General features: G+C 61.6%; 19 protein-coding genes. 16 read left to right on the top strand and 3 right to left on the bottom strand.

Features of this window, described 5'->3' with window-relative positions:
• Nucleotides 1-101 precede the first annotated feature (101 nt).
• Both NKI22_RS13190 and NKI22_RS13185 read left to right on the top strand, forming a co-directional pair.
• The gene (locus NKI22_RS13190; RefSeq protein WP_023718505.1) at nt 102-1,211 is read left to right on the top strand and encodes a LacI family DNA-binding transcriptional regulator; all 1,110 of its coding nucleotides are present in this window, start codon (nt 102-104) and stop codon (nt 1,209-1,211) included.
• Between the two features lie 391 nt (nt 1,212-1,602).
• Nucleotides 1,603-1,779, top strand: a complete 177-nt coding sequence (locus tag NKI22_RS13185; protein WP_023718504.1) for a DUF982 domain-containing protein — start codon at nt 1,603-1,605, stop codon at nt 1,777-1,779.
• Nucleotides 1,780-2,255: 476 nt separating this feature from the next.
• Here the strand turns inward: NKI22_RS13185 and NKI22_RS13180 are convergent, their stop codons facing one another.
• Nucleotides 2,256-2,912, bottom strand: a complete 657-nt coding sequence (locus NKI22_RS13180; RefSeq protein WP_352483670.1) for a Crp/Fnr family transcriptional regulator — start codon at nt 2,910-2,912, stop codon at nt 2,256-2,258.
• A gap of 390 nt (nt 2,913-3,302) precedes the next feature.
• Here NKI22_RS13180 and NKI22_RS13175 point away from each other — a divergent pair, with 390 nt between their 5' ends.
• On the top strand, nt 3,303-3,623 hold the full coding sequence (locus tag NKI22_RS13175; RefSeq protein WP_023718503.1) for an ABC transporter ATP-binding protein: 321 nt from the start codon (nt 3,303-3,305) through the stop codon (nt 3,621-3,623).
• A gap of 532 nt (nt 3,624-4,155) precedes the next feature.
• On the top strand, nt 4,156-5,013 hold the full coding sequence (locus NKI22_RS13170) for a protein-L-isoaspartate O-methyltransferase family protein (protein ID WP_352496637.1): 858 nt from the start codon (nt 4,156-4,158) through the stop codon (nt 5,011-5,013).
• 9 nt (nt 5,014-5,022) lie between these two features.
• Here the strand turns inward: NKI22_RS13170 and NKI22_RS13165 are convergent, their stop codons facing one another.
• Together NKI22_RS13165 and NKI22_RS13160 are read right to left on the bottom strand one after the other, a co-directional pair.
• Nucleotides 5,023-5,640, bottom strand: coding sequence for a glutathione S-transferase family protein (locus tag NKI22_RS13165; RefSeq protein ID WP_352483668.1), 618 nt, complete (start codon nt 5,638-5,640; stop codon nt 5,023-5,025).
• Nucleotides 5,641-5,735: 95 nt separating this feature from the next.
• Nucleotides 5,736-6,809, bottom strand: coding sequence for a pyridoxal-phosphate dependent enzyme (locus tag NKI22_RS13160; protein WP_031193821.1), 1,074 nt, complete (start codon nt 6,807-6,809; stop codon nt 5,736-5,738).
• Between the two features lie 87 nt (nt 6,810-6,896).
• On the opposite strand from NKI22_RS13160, the gene NKI22_RS13155 reads away from it, so the two are divergent.
• The 12 genes from NKI22_RS13155 (at nt 6,897) to NKI22_RS13100 (ending at nt 19,515) form a co-directional block, all read left to right on the top strand.
• The gene (locus NKI22_RS13155) at nt 6,897-7,379 is read left to right on the top strand and encodes an Lrp/AsnC family transcriptional regulator (protein ID WP_023718499.1); all 483 of its coding nucleotides are present in this window, start codon (nt 6,897-6,899) and stop codon (nt 7,377-7,379) included.
• 305 nt (nt 7,380-7,684) lie between these two features.
• Nucleotides 7,685-8,347 (top strand): TetR/AcrR family transcriptional regulator, encoded by a 663-nt coding sequence (locus NKI22_RS13150; protein WP_198030474.1) that lies wholly within the window; start codon nt 7,685-7,687, stop codon nt 8,345-8,347.
• Nucleotides 8,348-8,458: 111 nt separating this feature from the next.
• Nucleotides 8,459-9,322: a TauD/TfdA dioxygenase family protein gene (locus NKI22_RS13145; protein ID WP_023718497.1), complete on the top strand. Its 864-nt coding sequence runs from the start codon at nt 8,459-8,461 to the stop codon at nt 9,320-9,322.
• Nucleotides 9,323-9,346: 24 nt separating this feature from the next.
• Nucleotides 9,347-10,294 (top strand): carbohydrate ABC transporter permease, encoded by a 948-nt coding sequence (locus NKI22_RS13140; protein ID WP_023718496.1) that lies wholly within the window; start codon nt 9,347-9,349, stop codon nt 10,292-10,294.
• Nucleotides 10,284-11,120 (top strand): carbohydrate ABC transporter permease, encoded by an 837-nt coding sequence (locus tag NKI22_RS13135; RefSeq protein ID WP_023718495.1) that lies wholly within the window; start codon nt 10,284-10,286, stop codon nt 11,118-11,120. The genes NKI22_RS13140 and NKI22_RS13135 overlap by 11 nt, the downstream gene beginning before the upstream one ends.
• A 28-nt stretch (nt 11,121-11,148) precedes the next feature.
• Entirely contained in the window at nt 11,149-12,438 is a 1,290-nt protein-coding gene (locus NKI22_RS13130; protein ID WP_023718494.1) for an ABC transporter substrate-binding protein, read from the top strand.
• Between the two features lie 397 nt (nt 12,439-12,835).
• Nucleotides 12,836-14,374, top strand: a complete 1,539-nt coding sequence (locus NKI22_RS13125) for an ABC transporter substrate-binding protein (protein ID WP_023718492.1) — start codon at nt 12,836-12,838, stop codon at nt 14,372-14,374.
• Between the two features lie 108 nt (nt 14,375-14,482).
• Nucleotides 14,483-15,424, top strand: a complete 942-nt coding sequence (locus NKI22_RS13120; protein WP_023718491.1) for an ABC transporter permease — start codon at nt 14,483-14,485, stop codon at nt 15,422-15,424.
• Entirely contained in the window at nt 15,424-16,287 is an 864-nt protein-coding gene (locus NKI22_RS13115) for an ABC transporter permease (protein WP_023718490.1), read from the top strand. Before NKI22_RS13120 ends, NKI22_RS13115 begins: the two co-directional genes overlap by 1 nt.
• Nucleotides 16,287-17,510: an amidohydrolase/deacetylase family metallohydrolase gene (locus NKI22_RS13110; protein ID WP_023718489.1), complete on the top strand. Its 1,224-nt coding sequence runs from the start codon at nt 16,287-16,289 to the stop codon at nt 17,508-17,510. Before NKI22_RS13115 ends, NKI22_RS13110 begins: the two co-directional genes overlap by 1 nt.
• Complete coding sequence (locus tag NKI22_RS13105) at nt 17,507-18,526, top strand: ABC transporter ATP-binding protein (RefSeq protein ID WP_023718488.1); 1,020 nt, start codon at nt 17,507-17,509, stop codon at nt 18,524-18,526. Before NKI22_RS13110 ends, NKI22_RS13105 begins: the two co-directional genes overlap by 4 nt.
• A complete protein-coding gene (locus NKI22_RS13100; protein WP_352483667.1) occupies nt 18,523-19,515 on the top strand; it encodes an ABC transporter ATP-binding protein in 993 nt (330 codons plus the stop codon). Before NKI22_RS13105 ends, NKI22_RS13100 begins: the two co-directional genes overlap by 4 nt.
• Nucleotides 19,516-19,528: the final 13 nt, after the last annotated feature.

The raw sequence follows: 19,528 nt of genomic DNA, 5'->3' as shown, positions 1-19,528 counted from the left end.
GTGTGCGCAACGGCGGCTGTTCCGGTGTTCGGCCTTGCGGGGCGGGCTTAACTGCCGCTAGGTCGCCGGCACAACGCGCGCATGGGCGGTAGGTTTGCCGAGTGACTCAAAGATTACCCAAAAACGCAACTATCATAGAGGTCGCTCGCCGGGCCGGGGTGAGTTCCGCCACGGCCGGGCGTGTTCTTGGTGACTACGGCTACAGCAGCCCCGAGGTTCAGGAGAAGGTGCGGGCCGCAGCAGCTGAGCTGGGCTACCGCCCCAATCGCCTTGCCAAAGGTCTGATCACCGGTAAAACGCAGACTATCGGCGTTGTGGTTGGCGACATCGAAAGCCCATTCTACGCCAGCGTGCTGCGCGGAATAGGGGATGTCGCGCGCCGTGGCGGCTTCGGGGTTATCGTTACGAACAGTGATGAAAATGCCGAACTCGAGCAAGAGGCGGTGCAACTGCTGCTGGAAAAGCAGGTCGACGGTTTAATTGTCTCATCGACCTTCGTGGACGAGCCGGATCATCTTCGTGAAGCAGTCGCGGCTCGCTGTCCCGTCGTGCAGTTCGACCGCATGGTGGCGGGCCTGGAAACCGATTCAGTCGTGGTCGACAACGTTTCTGTAACGCATAGCAGCATCGCGGCGATGATAGCGGCCGGACACAGCCGCATCGGAATATTGGCGGAACTCGGGCCGGGCCAACGCGACGATGTTGGCTCGTTTGTGGCAAACGTTGATCTCTCCAGCGCTGATCTTCGCTACCATCATCCAAGCTGGCAGAGACTATTGGGTTATCTCGAAGCCCATCGCGCCGCGGGCATTACGCCGGATCCGCAGTTGATCCGTCGCGTGGCGGTCTATTCTAGCGAGGCAGCCCGCAAGGAGGCGCTCGATCTGCTGACAATGCGCAATGCACCGTCCGCTCTGTTTACGGCCGATGGTGTGATGTCGACAGGGGTTCTGGAGGCCATTTCCGCATTGAAGCTTGCGATTCCAGGAGACGTTTCGCTGCTCTGCTTCGACGATCTCGACTGGATGCAGTTCGTGACCCAGGGTATCACAGCCATCGCGCAGCCGGCACATTTGATTGGAGCGGCGGCAGCGGAGCTTCTCTTGAAGAGGTTGGCGGAGGCCACGTTACCTTTCGAGCACCGTGTCCTTGCGGCCCGCTTGGTGGAGCGCAATTCAATTGCAGTTCATCTCAACCGCGAGGCCGTCTGACCCGGCCGCAACGGTCTATGGCTGGGGCAGTCTCTAAGGGGCTCTGAGAAACGCACCGCGGCCGAGACGCGAGACTACAACCGTCATCACCGGCCCCGCTGCATCAGCGTTGCCACGACGGCTTTAGCCAAGCGGCTCGCATCACCGCAATGATCATCTCTGAGTTGGCAATGCATCCTAAAATAGATGTCTACGCTGCGTCCCTACCCCGATATGGCCAGCCAGAAGGGGCTGCGCGGGGCTGGGCCATAGCCGGTTTTCCGATCCTTGGCTCGAACCGGGGCGTGGCTGACGGAACTCTTAGTTTAGATAGGGCTTATGTACAAATGTCGCTCCATTGGTTTTCACCGTCGATTCCCGTAAAGACCGGCCGTCCCGGCGTCATCTACCAATGCAGCAACGTCGAAGGGCCGCTGAGCAGCTCCTGAAGTGGAGCAAGCGCGGCCCTAAGTGGCATAGCGCGGTGCAACTCTGCATGGATGCAATGATCGATCAGGTGAAGCCCGATGTGGTTCGCAGAGCGTTCCTTGAGGCCGCCAAAGAGGAGGGAAAGCTACTGCCGCCGTAGCTCTTGTCTCCGAAGGAAGCTCATTCCATATCAGGCACGTCGCGGCTGACGAACAATGTCGTCGGCTCGCCGTATTCGCCTAATGCAGGGTTAGCATCGCGCGACCACGGCAATGACGCCAGCGTGTTTCGCCGCCAAGCCTCTCGCAGCCCATACCGCCCGGTCCTCGGTCTGGGAGGCTTCGGCCTGTGAATCGGCGTGCAAAATCGGCGTCGAATTTTGCACGCCGATTCACAAGTGTTGCCGTCGGGTCATGATGATCTCCCTTCGCACACTTTGCTTTGCTCGGCACGAGCTGGGTTGCGTTCCGCTCAGCCCAACCGTCGACCGCCTCGAGCCGCATACCGCTGTCGTCGAGACGTCAGGCGTCCCGCGCACGACCAGCCCTCCGTAAATGTCGTCTCGAACTGTTCCGGCGACGGAACGACCGTCTTCATTTTGGTGTCCATGCGCTGGCGTTCAAAGAGATATAGCCGCTACCTGAGATACTCGCTGTCGAATCCGGCTGTTTCGACCAGCTTCTTGCGGTTGATCACCTCTACATGGCCTGACTTGAAAGAGACGAGATCGGCCTTGCGCAGCTCCCTTAACGTTCGGTTGACGTGAACCGTGGTCATTCCGAGGATGTCGGCCAGTTCATGCTGGGCAAGAGGACACTCATATCTTCCATCAACCGACAGCTCAACCATGGAGAGCCTCTCTTCCAACTCCAGCAGGAAATGGGCGGTACGCCTCATCGCGTTCCGTCGCCCGGTATTTGTCAGATGTTCGGCAAGGATGGCGTTCAGGCGCGCCAGCGAACAGGCGATCTTCTTCCCGATTCGGCCGTCCGACAGGATGGCCTCGACCAGTTCCTTACTGGAAATTTCATAAACAGCTAGTTCGGTTATGGACGCCAGCGACGCAAGACGGGGTCCGTCCAAGCCACGGAAACCGACGACATCCCCTTTGAGGGGAGTGTCTATGATCTGCCGCTCTCCGTCCGGCAGTGCCTGATAAAGTATGCCCCAGCCCGATTTTACAATGAATATCTCACTGTTGTCGTCCTCCTGCCGGCATATCACCGAATGGGGTTTATAGATTTTTGCGGTAACACCGAGAAAATTGTTGTTCCCCCACTCATTCTTCGACAACGTCCCCCTATGGGATGAGAGCACATGAACTGCAATAGTGTCTGCATGGAGAATCGCAAATTTGCTTCTGTTTCCACACGACTGACAATAGTATCTCCCGGATAAATCGACAGAACGACCTCTTACCCTAGGGGCGGGTTTGCCTACTGTCCTCGTCTGTTTGGTAAACTGCGTTTAACTTAGGGTGTACAAGGGCGGTTAAGTCTCCGGGTTAAGGTCCGGCAACAGGCTCCGAACCGCCAATCACCTTGCCGCGCAGTAGTACGGCTTGGTTGTGGGATCGGGGGATCGGCGAACGCATGCACATGGTCGAGATGAGCGAAACTTACCTGGATCGTCTGCCGGCCGAACTGTCGGGGGGGTCAGAAGCAGCGCGTTTGCGCCCGGGCGTTGGCCGCCGATCCGGAACTCATCATCTGCGACGAAATCACGTCCGCGCTCGACCAGATTGTGCAAGAGGAAATCCTCAAGCTCTTAATGCGGCTTCAGCGCGAACTCGGCATGAGCTGCATTTTCATCACCCATGACATTGCCACCGTGCGGGCGATCGCCGACGAAATTGGGGTGCACCAAGGTAAAGTCGTTGAGCGGGCATTAAAGAGCGAAATTCTCACGCCGCCGCACGGCCCCTATACCGAGCGGCTTTTATCCTCCGTGCCGGAAATGGATCCGAACTGGCTCACAAGGCTGCTGGCCAGCCGGAGGATGTGATCGTCGGGCGGAGCGTTGCGTGTCTTCCATATCGCCACGCCTTACAGCCTCGCGGTCGGCCTTCGGAACAATGCCAGAAATTTTGATGGTTCTCGCCCACGAAAAAGCCATCACGGCAGCAGGGACGAACTTGCGCTTTTGCGCATATTGATCTCTATCAGCAGCGATACCCAGCGCGCTCCTGCATCGGCTCGACGGCCGCAACCACCAGCTCAATGACGACTTGGCCGAGGTTGCCGCCGGTGTCCGCGCTTTGCTATAAAATCCCCCTATGTCACGAGAATGAGTATCAATCCGCCGCGCGAGTTGATGTCCTGGCGTCGTTCCGGGCACCCGTGCGCCAAATTCGGTCAGACGCCAGGCGCCGAAACGGGCGGGTCCACAGGCAAAGAGGGCAGGGCACTCGGCAAAGCTGCGCTCTATGGCAAACGGATAGCGGGCATTGCCCTTCAATGCGGGGATAGCGCCCCTTTGCCGTCGTTCGGTTTTCTGAGAGCATGATTGAGTACGTGCGATCCGGAGCCGATATTCCATGCCGACAAGAATCGATGCTAGTGAAGCGCGCCGGTGGTTTGCCGAAGATCTGCGTGTCTCATCACCTGTCTTGCACAACCCTGCGGTCATCGAGGCCTTCGCAAAGGTTCCGCGCGAACACTACCTTGGCAACGGGCCTTGGCGTATCCATTCGAGATTGCAAATCGGGGCGGTCCATACCAGCCCTTCAGCCGCACTTCATGAGATTTACCACGACGTTCTGGTCTTGCTTGACGAAAAACGCGGACTGAACAGCGGCTTGCCGTCGCTTTGGGCATTGGTTTTCGACCATCTGAACATCACTCCCGGCCAGACTGTCCTTCAGGTGGGCGCCGGTGTCGGCTATTTCACCGCCATCCTCGCTGAACTAACGGGTTCTGAAGGACGCGTGATTGCATATGAGATCGACGAAGAACTGGCTCGGCGTGCGCAAAGCAATCTTGCTCATTATGCCCATGTAGAAGTGATATCAGGTGATGCAACGCAGGCAGTTGATCTGCCAAACCTCGATGTCGTGGTCGCTTTTGCCGGCGTGACGCACGTGCCGGAACGGTGGCTTTCAAATTTGTCCGACGCTGGCCGGATGGCACTGCCGTTCACAGGTGAGGACCGACGAGGTTTCATGATGCTTCTGGAAAGGGTCGGCGATACGTTTCCCGTACGGTCACTTGTGCCATGCGGGTTTTACCCCTGCAGCGGAGCTAGGCGCAGTGACGAAGAAAAGGCCTTGATGGCCGCCCTCAAGGCTGCCCGAGGCAAGGTCACCCGTCTCGCGCAATATCATCCAGGCCGACCAGCAAATGGCCTCGAGAACGCTTGGCTGGTGACCGACACATACTGGATTTCGAAAGCCTAGCGATCGATATCAATCACGCGTGTCGCCGTCGTAGGGTGTGGCACGCATTGAAGGGCGTTCCACGAAGGATCTATACCATCGTGTCAGTCGTGGCCTTCCCTGCAAGAAGTCGGGCAGTCCCCGGAATTCCAGCCAGCTTAGACAAGTGGCGAGCGCGATGTGGCCGACATGGAGCGGTGCGTCGAATTCGACCTCGCGTTCCACGAAGTTATAGGATTCGATGAGCTTCATCGTCATGCCTGCGCCCAAGGCAGGATAACGCAGATGTTCAGGGCGGCGCTCGTTTTCCCAGCGGATGGAAATGCCTGCGTCGCACATGCCGCCGGCGAGCGCCTGGAGGCGCAAGGCGGACCATTTTGCTCGCCCTGTTTCGGGGATGAGCCGAGGACTGCTTTCGAGACTGTCGAGATAGCTGCAGATTACGCTCGAATCGAAGATCGCATAGCCGTCGTCGAGAACGAGAGCGGGCACCTTGCCAAGCGGATTGATCGCAAACACATCATCGTTGCGATTGATGGGGCTCGTCTCGTGATGAATGACGCGCAGACGTCCGGCAAGCCCGGCCTCGTGGGCAAAGACCAGAACCTTGCGCGCGTAGGGGGAGTGGGTCTGGTAGATGAGCTTCATGGACCCGTTCTGCGTTGAGTCTGAAGCGTGGGCATCTCGAGCAGTCCGCGGCCCAGCCGCTCTTTTGTTCAATGGTCCGGGGTTTGGCGCCATCGTCATGCGTCCTTCTCCAGTTCGGCCTCGGTCACGATGATCAGCACCCGGCTCGATTCGTCGAGCGCAAGCTCCCGCGATGGGCCGGAAGTCGCGACGGCGGTGGCGAGGCCGGCGAGGCCGGCCGCACCCGACGGGGTTGTGCCTGGACCGTTTGCCTCGCGAAGTCGGCTCTTCGCGTCGGCAAGCGCCGCTTCGGACACGGTTATGACCCGAGCGTTGCCTTGGCGGAGTACGTCGAGCGCCGATGCGGCTGCTTCGCCACAGGCGAGCATGTCTGCCGACGTCTTGAGATCGCCGGATATCCGCACGGACCGTGCTTGCGACAGCCCGGCCGCGACGCAGGCTGCGGCCTCTGGTTCTACTACGACGATCATGGCTGGAGGCATCAACCAGTCCTTCAGCCCAGTCGTCAGGGCGGCGGCAAGTCCGCCGACACCGGCCTGCACGAAGAGGTGGGTTGGCCTCAGATGGCCGATCTCGTTGACCTGGCGACGAATTTCCGCAGCAAGCACGCCATAGCCAGCGACGACATCTGCTACAGCTAGGTCGTCCGGGTCGCTAGAGGTGTCGGCCACCAGAATGCCTTCTCCGGCCCGGGCCGCCGCGGAGGCCCGATCGACGGCATCGTCGTAGGTGCCGTCGACCCACACGATTTCGGCGCCTTGTGATTCGATACGCCTGACCCGCGCCGCAGGAACGCCCGTGTGGAGGTATATTTTTGCCGTCCCACCGGCAAACTTCGCCGCCGCGGCAACGGCAAGTCCGTGATTGCCGGCGCTGGCCGTGATTAACGCCGGCAACGGCGTCCTGGCCCGCTCTGGATCGAGCAATTCGTCGATATCCATCCCGGTAGCCCGGGCCAGAGCACACAGACCAGCATAAGTGCCGCCGAGGGACTTGAAGCTGCCCAGGGCACGGTGTCCCTCGTTCTTGGCAAGCACCTGGGCCACATCCAGGCTCGCAGCGAGGTTTGGCAGGTCGAGCAACGGTGTCGGTGCATAAAATGGCGACAGGCGCTGTAACAGCGCCGCGATCTGATCAGGGTCAAGGCCCGGCTGTGTGTCTATGGCCATGAGGCGAAGTTCTATCCCGGAAACCACGCCGGTTGGCGCCTATTATCGTTGCTCGCCTGCCTGATTTCGTCATACATGCCTGTCCTCATGACGAAAACTGCCGTCCTCGATCGCTTCGACTATGTGCTGCTGTCGCTGGTTCAGCGCGACAACCAGATCCCGGCGCGGCGTCTCGCCGAGCAGGTCGGGCTTTCCCAGAGCGCGGTTCTGCGCCGCCTGCGCCGGCTGCGGAAGGATGGCGTGATCGCAGCAGACATTGCCGTCGTTCGCCCGGGGGCCGTGGGCCTGCCGCTAACCATCCATGTGCTCGTTTCCCTGGAACGGGAGAGCGCTGTCGAGTTGGACGCCTTCATCGGCAAGCTTCGCGGGCGCTCGGAGGTTCGTCAGGCTTGGTATGTCACCGGTGAAACCGATTTCGTGCTCCTCCTGCAATTGCCAGGGATGGAGGCGTACGATGTCTTCACGCGGGAAGTCTTCCACGCCGATTCGAACGTGAAGGCGTTTCGCACCATCGTGACGATGAGAGAAGTGATCGGCGCAGCCGATGCGCAGCCGCTATCCACTGCCTGAGTTTGTGGCGTGGCCCCAGCAAGGTCATTGCCCTTTTGACCCGTAATATCAGTCAAGGGCGCGAACCAGGTTGAAGGTCGATATACGCGTTCCCGTATCTACTCACCCGCCCCACCGCGAATGTCTGCACCTGGCCCATATTAGTTCCGCCAGTGCGTAGAAAGAGACTCTAGTACGACGGGTACATCGCATGGCAATTTGTGATAGCAACGCTGATCGCGTCTGGTGCCGGTCGGTGGGCGGTTGCGGCTCGTTCCGGCATAGTGATCGTCGCGGCAGCGAGCGGCATGAATTTCGGAAGGGATATGAGAGCCAACATTTCAGGATCTCCCGGTGACGAGGCGCACTCTACGCGGACCAGAATCAAAGAGGTCGCGGCCGAGTTCTATGTCCTACGCGGCCACGATGGTTTCAGCTTCGGCGATATAGCGACGGCAATCGGCACGACGCGCGCCAACATCCATCATCACTTCGGCAACAAGCGTCAGCTGATGGAGGAATTGATCGCAGACTTCGCCGCCAACGCCGAGGCCCGCATCAAGCGCTTCTGGACGACCCCCGATATCCGGTTCTTCGACCGTCTCGATATGCAGCTCGAGGATCTGCGCCGTTTCTACGAACGTTTCAATGCTGAGAAGGGAGCCCGCAATATGTGGAGCCCGCTTTCGCGCCTTCGCCACGACCTCCCGGTTCTCGGCGAACCAGCGGAACGTGCCCTGGAGCGCGTCAACCGGGTCTATGATCAGAGCCTGCGTCATGCGGTAGACCAGGCGGTGAAGGACGGAGAGCTTTCCTCCCACACACTCAGCGACGAGCTCGTGCACATGCTGCGCATTACCCTTCTGTCCTGTCCACCAATGACGCAGGACACCGGAAGCTTCGACGAGGTCGCCAGGACCTTCGCAGCGCTCGCCGCGATCATCCGCGCCGCTTGGCATGATGCGGGGAAGGGCTCGGGTCGAGGCTAGACATCCAGTGGATCAAAGCGAGGGTGAGTTGACAGCCTTTGGCTTTCAAGTTACTTACTTGCAGGTAAGTCAGCCCATGATGGCGACGAGGCGCGTATTAGGGAGGATCACGTGCTGCGCGATGACGCATTCACTCGTTTCGAGGTCAGCCCCTTCACTGGAGCGCTCGGTGCAGAAATTCGTGGGATCGATCTGGCGAGCGCGAGCGAGGATGCCTTCCAGGACGTTCGCCGCGCGCTCTACAAGTATCATGCGCTCGCCGTGCGCGATCAGGAGCTTGACGCCGCCGGCGTCCACAAGGTCGCCCGCCGGTTCGGACCATTTAGCGGCAATCCGGTGCACACGCCGATCGACGGCTTTAACGATATCGTGCGCTTCGTGCGCGAGCCGGACGACACGGGCAAGGTGATCGGCGAGGACTGGCACATGGACCTCGCCTGGCTACCGAAGCCGCCGGGCATTACGATCCTCTACGGTGAGGAGGTGCCGCCGGTTGGCGGCGACACCTGCTTCTCCAGCCTCGAGAAGGCATATGACTCGCTTTCGCCGCGGCTGGTCGAGATCCTGCAAGGCCTGACGGGCGTCCATAGCGGCCGCGGGGTCTTCGCCATCAACGCGGCCCACAGCCGGCTCGGCGTCAAGGCCGATGTCGAGGCGATCGAGAATGCCGTCGTCGAGCATCCTGTGATCTGTCGCCACCCCGAGACTGGCCGGCGCTATGTCTTCGTCAGCAGCGTGATGACCAATTTCAAGGGGATGACGGAGGAAGAAAGCAAGCCGATGATCGACTTCCTGATGGCGCGGGCTGTCCGGCCCGAGTTCAACTGCAGGCTGCGTTGGGAACCGAAGACGCTCGGTATGTGGAACAATCCCCATGTCCTGCACACCGCCATCAACGATTATCCCGGATATCGCCGGGTGATGTACAGGACAACGGTGGAGGGCACCGTTCCACTTGCCGCCAGGGACGGCTGACGCGCAACCGCTCAGGGAGGAGCAATGGCATTTGGTTCCGAGGCATCCGTCGGCCACAGGGGGGAGGGGACGGCGGAAGCGGCTGGCGAGACCAAGAGGCGGCGCTTCGCGTTTTCGCCTGCCTACCTCTATGCGACGCCCGTACACCTCCTGGTGCTTGGGATCATCGTGCTCCCCGCCATCTTCGTCCTGTGGCTGAGTTTCGAAGCCTCGTCATTCGGCCAATCGGCAACCTTCGTTGGGTTCGATAACTACATCCGCGTCCTCACCGATCCCTATTTTTGGTGTTCGGTCTGGAACACCGTCCTCGTCGTCGCCGTGGCGGTTCACATCGAACTGCTGCTCGGCCTTGGCCTGGCCCTGCTTTTCGCTTCCGGGCTTCCCCTCCAGCGCGTCATGCTCGTCGTGGTGCTCGCTCCCTACGCCATCAGCGAGGTGACGGCGGTCGCAATGTGGCGCTTCCTGTTCGATCCGGACGTCGGCCCAATCACGCTAATGCTGCGATACACCGGTCTGCCGACGCTCGACTGGACGTTCATCCCTTCCCACGGCCTCGTCCTCGTCGGCCTGCTCACGATCTGGCTGCACCTGCCATTCACATTCATCATCCTCTATGCGGCACGACTCGCGGTTCCGAAGGAGCTCTACGAGGCTGGGCGCACCGACGGGGCCAATGCGTTCCAGCTCTTCCGCAACATCACGCTGCCGCTCCTGGCGCCAGCGATGCTCATCGCGCTGCTCTTCCGCTACATCTTCGCCTTCCGCCTCTTTTCCGAGGTCTGGCTCCTGACCCAGGGCGGCCCGGCACGCACGACCGAGGTCGTTTCCGTTTATCTTTATCAGGAAGGCTTCCGCTACAACTCGTTCGGCACGGCGGCCGCGACGGCGTGGATGATGGTCGTCATCTCGCTGCTGCTTGCGACTGGCTATGTATGGCGGCTGCGCAAGGAATCCCTGGCCAATGCGTTCTAGGCGTCTCGCCATCGGTGCCGGAAAGATGCTCGCTGTTGCGGCAATCGTCGTCTGGTCACTGTTTCCGATCGGCTTCATCGTGCTCTCGTCGTTCAAACCCGGTCGCGAGATTTTCGCGGTTCCACCGGAGCTCTTCTTCGAACCGACCTTGGAGCACTACGCCTCGCTGTGGCAGCGCTGGCCGGCCTTTTTCGACGGGCTCGTCAACAGCCTGATCATCACCACCGGGGCGACGGCGCTTGCCGTCATGGCAAGTATGCTCGCCGGTTTTGCCTACTCACGCTATCGGGGCGTCCGTTTCCTGGAAGGATCGGTGATGTTTCTGATCGGATCGCGGCTGATCCCGCCGATCGTCGTGACGCTGCCACTGTTCCCGGTCGTCAATCGGCTCGGGCTCAACGACACCCATCTGGTGCTGATCCTGCTCTACGCGACGTTCTTTGTCTCGCTCGGCACGCTCTTGATGCGCACGTTCATCGATCAGGTACCGCGCGAACTCGACGAGGCGGCTGTCCTCGATGGCGCGCGGCCGCTGACGATCCTTGTCAAGATCATCTTGCCGCTCGTAGCGCCCGGCATGCTCGCCGTCGCCGTCTTCGTAGTCGTCTTCGCGTGGAACGAGTTTCTGTTCGCCTATATCTTCACCGCCAACCACGCCAAGACCGCGCCTCTGGTCCTTTCGGAGATGATCAGTTCGATCGACGGCGTCGACTGGGGCGTGCTCTTTGCGGCCTCTACCGTCCAATTGCTGCCGGTTCTCGTCTTCGTGGTCCTGATGAACCGGTTTCTGGTCGCCGGATTGACCGCCGGCGCGACCAAGGGGTGACGACGTCACCGAGAAAGGGAGGAAGACAATGCCTTTGCACATGACACGCAGAGCCCTGCTGACGACCGCGATGGCCGCCGGCGCGACGGGCGCATTGGGTCGGTTGGCCCATGCCCAGGTAAAGACGCTGAACGTGCTTTGCCATCGCGTCCACCAAGCCAACCTGACGACCGGCGCCGCCGGCAATGTCATCAAGCCCTGGGAGGACAAGAACAACGCCCAGATCTCCTGGACTACGCTTGACAGCAATCCGCTCCAGGACCGGTTATTCCGGGAGGCGAGCCTGAGCGAGACCGATTTCAACGTCGGCTATGTCATCGACAACCGCATGACGTCGCAGATCGCCTCGCTGTTCGAGCCGCTCGACGACCTCAAGAAAGCCGAGCCGATCGACGATTTCGACGATATCGCCGAGGGCCTGCGCCAATCGATGACCGTCGGCGGCAAGCTCGTCGGCATCCCCGTGCGCCATGCCACGCAGGGGCTTTTCTACAACGAGGAGCTGCTTCAGGAGGCCGGCATTTCGGCGCCACCGAACACATTGGAGGAGCTGGTCGAGCAGGCGAAGAAGCTGACCTTCACCTCCAAGTCTGGTACGCCGGCCGTCGGCATGATCCTTGCGAGCGACCTCGCCGTCTTCCCGGTCATGTTCGCCCGCGCGTTCGGCGGTGATTTCATCGACAAGCAGTTCAAGGTGGTTCCCGATCCGGAGGCGATGGAAAAGGGCCTGTCCGTGCTCGCCGACCTCTTCAAGGCCGGGGCGCTTCCCCGCAGCTACGCCACAACGCGCAACGACGACATGGCGACGTGGATGCAGCAGGGACGCGCTGCCTTCGCGGTGCTGCCTTTCGCCCGCTACGCGCAGCTCAACAGCAAGGAACAGTCGACTGCGCCGGGAAAGATCAAGCCGATCGAGTTTCCCGGCTCCAAGACCCTCGGCACCGGTCAGGAAATGCACCCAGTCGTCGAATCCTGGGCAATGGCCATTCCCGCCAATTCGGCGGACAAGAGGCTCTCCTGGAGCTACATCCGCTTCGTAGCGAGCAAGGCCGCCACACTCGACATGGCGCGCAACGGCAATGGCCCCGTCCGCGCTTCGACCTATGCCGAGCCGTCGTTCGCCGGGGCGCTGCCACAGGCGACGGTCGAGGCAGCCGCCCTTGCCAAGGCGCGACCGGCCTTTCCGGCTTTTCCCGAAGCCGCTCGCGCTCAGTCGACGTTTCTCGAGGAGGTTCAGCTCGCCGTCCTCGGTCGCAAGAGCCCGAAGGAAGCGGTCGCCGCCATTGTCGATCGCGTCAAGCCGCTAATGCCAGCTTGATCGTATGGACTGACGTGGCCATGTCGCCTGCTACTTGCCAGGCGACCAACCGGCGAGGATCAGCGCGGTCGTAAAGTCGTCGTCGGGTGAGGCGGTGTTCCATGGACCTGAGTTCGATCGCGCGAGCTCAGGACTGCTTAGCAGTGCGCTGGCGGCAGACAGCAGGTTCAGCGCGCCGCCACCGATATCCCACCACGCGGCCTAGGCGCCTGGGCGATCGGGTGATGCAGGCCTTACGGCGAGGCCACGCCTTGGCGCACGAGGATCATCAGCGACTCCAGCCGCGCGACGTCCTCTGGGCGAAAAAAGCTTGACGACATCATATTCGGATGCGTTTACTTCGTCCGTAACTAGGATATAAATTCCATTACTATGGAACAGAGCGAAGGGAACCAAGATGAAGCGTTTTTTGCAAATCGTCGCTTCACTCGCCGCGCTTATGCTGCCGGCGACAGGCGCTGCCTGGGCCGAGCCCGCTAGAGGTGGAGTGATTGATGTGGCGACCATTGGGGAGCCGCCGACACTGGATCCGATGGCCTCGACCGCCGATCTGGTTGGCATTGTCACGCAGCACATCTACGAGACGCTCTATACCTTCGACAAGGACTGGGGCATCACGCCGCTGTTGGCCGCCGAAATGCCACAGATTTCACCGGATGGCCGTACCTACACCATCGCGCTCAGAACCGGCGTTAAGTTCCACGACGGCAGCGATATGAATTCGGCCGACGTGGTCGCTTCGCTGCAGCGTTGGATGAAGATTGCCACGCGCGGCAAGCAGGCAGCCGAAGTCATCGCCACGGTCGACGCCGTTGACGACCACACCGTCAAGCTCACCCTGAAAAAGCCGTTCGCGCCACTTCTGTCGCTGCTCTCACTCAACAATGCGGCCGCAATCATCATCCCGTCCGAAAACGTGGGACAGGAGCCGCTGACCAGCTTCGTCGGTACCGGCCCCTATATGTTGAAGGAACGCAAGCCGGACCAGTACATCCAGCTTGCCCGGTTCGACGGCTACAAGTCGCGCGACGGCGAACCCAACGGCTATGGTGGCGCCAGAAAACAGTATCTCGACGAAATCCGTTTCGTGCCGGTTCCCGATGCGAACACGCGCGTCGAAGGCGCTGTCTCCGGCCAGTTCGCCTATGTTGACTCGCTGCCGGTCGAGTCCTTTGACAAGATCTCGGGTGGCAAGACCCAGCCGGTCATCTTGAAGCCGTTCGGTTGGCCGGTATTCGTCCTCAATACCAAGCAGGGGCTGAATTCCGACATTCGCATCCGCAAGGCGATACAAGCAGCGCTGGCGCCGAACGACATGCTGCTCGCCGCATTCGGATCGAAGGAGTTCTTCGCAGCCGACGGCGACATGTATCCCGAAGGCTTTGCCTGGCACACGGACGCCGGCACCGAGCCCTACAAGCCCGATGGCGACACTGAGGCGGCTGCGGCGCTGCTGAAGGAAGCCGGCTATGACGGCAAGCCTTTGCGCATCCTCACCAGCCGCCAATACGAGTTCCACTACAAGCTGGCGCAGGTCGCGGCCGAGTATCTGAAAGCCGCCGGCTTCCAGGTCCAGCTCGACGTGGTCGAATGGGCGACGCTGACCAAGAACCGCACCGACCCGGCGCTGTGGGACATCTACATTAGCCACAGTCCGTTCCTGCCCGAGCCGTCGCTGACCGGCATAATGTCGGACTCCTCTCCGGGTTGGTGGGTTTCGGATCGCAAGCACCAGGTGCTTGAGGCGTTCAACGCCGAAGCCGATCCGGCCAAGCGCGTCGCGCTGTTCGCAGATGTCCAGAAGGCGATCTACGACGAGGTTCCAGCGTTCAAGGTCGGCGACTTCAACGCCTTGGCCGCCCAGGCCCCCAAGCTGAAAGCCGTGACGCCGGCGCCATGGCCCTATTTCTGGAACGCTTATCTGGAAGGCAACTGAGACGGTCCTGCTTTCCGCCTCCACTCAACGACAGGCGACCGGGTGCCGGCCGACAAAGCCGGCGCCCAGCAAACCGTTCGATGGTTGCTCAGGGATGCTATAACGCCGATGCTGCACTCAATCCTCAACAGACTTCTCGGCATGATCGTCGTCATGGCGCTGGTCGTCACCATCGTGTTCGTCATCGTACGGGTGACGCCCGGCGATCCGGCGGCAGTTATGCTGGGTCCAGACGCCACCGCCGCCGATATAACCGCGCTGCGGTCCAAGCTCGGGCTCGACGGTTCCATCCTCGAACAGTTCGGGCGCTACGTTCTCGATGTCGTCCAAGGCGACTTCGGCCAGTCGATCTTCCTCGGCGAGCCGGTCACGACCGCGCTCGCCCAACGCGCCGAACCGACGTTTTTTCTCACCGTCTTCTCCCTGGTAATCGCAACGCTCATCGCGCTGCCGGTCGGAATCCTGTCGGCCTATAAGCGCGGCTCTATCTTCGACCAGGCAGCAACCACCATTGCCATGTTCGCAGCCAGCGTGCCGAGCTTCTGGCTCGGCCTTGTGTTCATTCAGTTCTTCGCCGTGAAGCTCGGCTGGTTCGACACATCTGGCTATGGCGGGCCGGGAGCTTCGTTTGCCGACCGGCTTGACCATCTGGTGCTGCCGGCGCTGGCGCTCGGTCTCATAAGCTCGGCACTGATCACCCGCTTCACGCGTGCCTCGATGCTCGACGTGCTCAATGACGACTATGTGCGGACCGCCCGATCCAAAGGCATGAGCGAATGGCGTGTGGTGCTGAAGCATGCCTTCAGAAATGCCTTGATCCCCATCCTCACCGTCATCGGCCTGACCGCGGCACTGCTCATTTCCGGTGCGGTGGTGACCGAGACGGTGTTCGGCCTGCCCGGCGTCGGCAGCTTGGTCGTCTCGGCGGTGTTACGGCGCGACTATCCGGTTATCCAAGGCGCGCTGCTGGTCATTGCCGGGCTGTACGTCCTGGTCAATTTCGCCATCGACATGCTCTATCTGGCTGTCGATCCGAGGGTTCGCTACTGATGGCCGCTATCTCGGTGCCGCTCCAGGCGGAGCCAAATATGCTTTCGCGGCTGATGACGCGGCCGACGGCGGCGGTGGGCATCGCCGTACTGATCGCCATCGTGCTCGCCGCGATCCTCGCGCCGGTCATCGCCCCCTACGCACCGACTAAGCTCTCCATTGCCAGTCGGCTGCATCCGCCGAGCCTCGACCACCTGTTCGGCACCGACGATCTCGGGCGCGATATCTTTACCCGCACGCTCTACGCCGCGCGCACTTCGCTGGCGGTCGGCTTTGCTGTCGTGATCTTCGCCTCGATCATCGGTGTCGTTTTGGGACTGACTTCCGGCTTCTTCAGAAGGCTCGACGCGCCGGTGTCGCGGTTGATCGACGCCATGATGGCTTTTCCCGACATATTGCTCGCAATTGCACTCGTGGCGGCACTTGGCGCCACCGCCGTCAATGTCGTGGTCGCCCTCGGTGTGGTTTATGCGCCGCGGCTCGCACGCGTCGTGCGCGCCTCGACGCTGGTCATTCGCGAACTGCCCTATGTCGAGGCGGCCCGCGCACTCGGCGTGCCGACGCCGATTATCCTGGTGCGGCACGTACTGCGCAACGTCACCTCTCCATTGCTGGTGCAGGCAACCTTCATCTTCGCCAACGCCATCCTGGCCGAGGCCGGTCTGTCCTTCCTCGGCGTTGGCATATCGCCCGACATCCCGACCTGGGGCACAATGATCGCCACCGGCCGTCAATACATGGATCAGGCCGGCTGGATCATGATGTTTCCGGGCGGCGCCATCGTCATCACCGTGCTGTCGCTGCAGCTCGTCGGCGACGGCTTGCGCGATCTTCTCGACCCTCGTCTCGCAAAGGACATCTGATGTTCAGCAATCGCTCTTCCCAAACCGAAAGGCCGCTGTTGATCCGGGGCGCAAAACCAGTCGGCTTCGGCGGCGAGTTTGGCCAGACGATCGACGTGCTGATCGGCAAGGATGGCCGTATCGCCGAAACCGGTTCGACCATTGCCGCCGGCGAGGATGTGACGATGCTTGACGCCAATGGCGCGTTCCTGTCGCCCGGCTGGACCGATCTTCACGTGCATGTCTGGTACGGCGGCACCGACATTTCGCTGCGGCCGCAGCAATGTGGCGCCGCCCGAGGCGTCACCACGATGGTCGATGCCGGCTCAGCCGGCGAAGCCAATTTCCACGGCTTTCGCGAGTTCATTATAGAGCCGGCGCGAGAGAATATATACGCGTTCCTGAACATAGGTTCGATCGGTCTCGTCGCCTGCAACCGTGTCAGCGAGCTGACCGACATGCGCTCGATCGACATCGACCGCACCATTGCAACCGTCGAGGCCAACCGCGACGTCATCGTCGGACTGAAGGTGCGTGCCAGCCACGTCATTACCGGCGGCTGGGACCTGACGCCGGTCCGGCTGGCGAAGAAGCTCAGCCGCATCCTCAAGCTGCCGCTGATGGTGCACGTTGGTGAGCCGCCGCCACTCTATGACGATGTTCTCGGCCTGCTGAGCGAAGGCGACATCGTCACTCATTGCTTCAATGGCAAGGCCGGCGGCTCGATCATCGAGGACGACGATCTTTATCGGCTCGCCGAGGATGCGGCGCAGCGCGGCATTGTGCTTGATGTCGGCCACGGCGGCGCCTCGTTCTCCTTCGATGTCGCCAAGGCGGCGCTCGAGCGCGGTCTGCCGCCGAAGACGATCTCGACCGATCTGCACAACCGCTCGCTCGACGGCGCGGTGTGGGATATGGCAACCACCATGTCGAAGCTGTTGTCGCTCGGCATGGCATTCGACGATGTGGTGACGGCCTCGACGACGGCGCCGCGCCGCGCCATCCGGTTGCCCGCCGACGGACTGCTGGAAAAGGGCAGGCCGGCAGAATTCACTTTGTTCGACCTCGCCGACGCCGAGCTCACCGTGAAGGATTCGCAAGGGGCGACAAGTACGCTGCACCGGCTGTTCGAGCCTCGCCACGCTATCCTCGGTGCCGAGGCGATCATTGCCCACCGCCACCTGCCGCCGGAAGGTTCTGCGGGCAGTGTGCACGTCTGTCCGCATTGCGGGTGGAAATCATGAGCGGCGCGATCGCCAGCGACGTCATCCTGTCGGTTCGGGACTTGCGGACCTGGTTTCAGACCCGCCGTCTTACCGCCAAGGCGGTCGATGGCGTCACCTTCGACCTGAAGCACGGCAAGACTCTGGCCGTGGTCGGAGAATCCGGTTCCGGCAAGTCGGTGACCAGCCTGTCGATCATGGGCCTGCTGTCACGGCCCGGAAGGATCGCCGGCGGCCAGATATTGTTCCGCGATCGGCAGGAGCGTGTCCACGACCTCGCCGGATTTACCCAGAAGGAATTCCGCAAGGTCCGCGGTCGGGAAATCGCGATGATTTTCCAAGAGCCGATGACCAGCCTCAACCCGCTCTTAACGGTCGGCGATCAGATCGGCGAAATGATCGCGCTGCACGAGCCGGTGACCCGGGAGCAAGCGCGCAGCCGTGCGCTCGCCATGCTGAAGCATGTCGAGATTCCGGACGCCGTCTCGCGGCTCGACGACTATCCGCACCAGATGTCCGGCGGCATGCGCCAGCGCGTCATGATCGCCATGGCACTCGCCTGCAGTCCGTCGCTGCTGATCGCCGACGAGCCGACTACGGCCCTCGACGTCACCATCCAGGCGCAGATCCTCGATCTCTTGCGTCGCCTGCAGGTCGAGATGGGCATGTCGATCCTTTTCATCACCCACAATCTCGGTGTCGTCGCCGAGATCGCCCATGATGTCGTCGTCATGTACGGCGGCCGTGTCGTCGAGCAGGCACCGGTCAACCACCTGTTTGCGCACCAGCGCCATCCCTACACGAGAGGGCTGCTGGCCTGCACGCCCAATGCCGCGCGCGACATCGGTGACGACGGCAAGCGCCGGGCGCTCTATTCCATTCCCGGCAGCGTGCCGCCGATCACCGCATTGCCGCCGGGTTGCGCCTTCGAGCCGCGCTGTGACTTCGCCATTGCGCCCTGTCGCGCGGCACCGCCGCCATTGATGCCGGCAGGACTGCACGGCGCTTCCCGTTGCATCAGGAGTGCAGAGCTGTGAGCGCCGGGGTGATACCAAGTCGTGCGGCGACTGCGCCATTGCTCAGCGTGCAGGGTCTGACAAAGCACTTTCCCGCCCGCAATGGCCGCATCGTTCATGCTGTCGAGGATGTCAGCTTCGATGTCGGACGCGGCTCGACGGTCGGGCTGGTCGGCGAGTCCGGCTCCGGCAAGACCACCGCCGGGCGCGCCATCCTCAGGCTGGTGGAGCCGACCAGAGGCAAAGCGCTGTTCGACGGCGTCGATCTGTTTTCGCTGTCCGCACGTGAAATGCGCGGCTATCGGCAAAAGCTGCAGATCGTGTTCCAGGATCCATTCTCCAGCCTCAACCCGCGCATGCGCATCGCCGCCATCATCGGCGAGGCACTCGACGCGCGCGGCTTTCCGCGAGGCAAGCGACGTGCCGACAGGGTCGCCGAACTGCTGACCCTGGTCGGCCTGTCGCCTGATCACGCCACGCGCTACCCGCACGAATTCTCCGGCGGCCAGCGCCAGCGCATCGGCATTGCACGCGCGCTCGCCGTCGAGCCGGAATTCGTCGTCGCCGACGAGCCGGTCTCGGCGCTTGACGTGTCGGTGCAGGCGCAGGTGCTCAACTTGCTCGGTGAGTTGCAAAAGCGGCTCGGCCTGACGCTGCTGTTCATCGCGCATGACCTCTCGGTGGTCGAATACCTTTGCGACGAAGTGGTGGTGATGTATCTCGGCCGCGTCATGGAGCGTGGTCCGAGCCGTCTTCTCTACGCCGCGCCGCGGCACCCATACACCAAGGCATTGCTGGCGACAGCACCCGTGCCCGACCCGACCCGCCGACGCACTCACGTCGCCTTGCGTGGTGACATTCCAAGCCCGATTGACCCGCCTTCCGGCTGCGTCTTCCGCACCCGCTGTCCGGACGCAATTGCTGCCTGCGCCGGGATCATTCCGCCCGTCGACGATATCGGCGGCGGGCATCACGTGGCCTGCATCCGGCACAACCAAAAAACGATCTGATTGGAGTTTGTGT

The organism is Mesorhizobium sp. M0778, from assembly GCF_040320105.1.
Taxonomy (GTDB): Bacteria; Pseudomonadota; Alphaproteobacteria; order Rhizobiales; family Rhizobiaceae; genus Mesorhizobium.
This window is presented reverse-complemented; position numbering and strand designations above follow the sequence as displayed.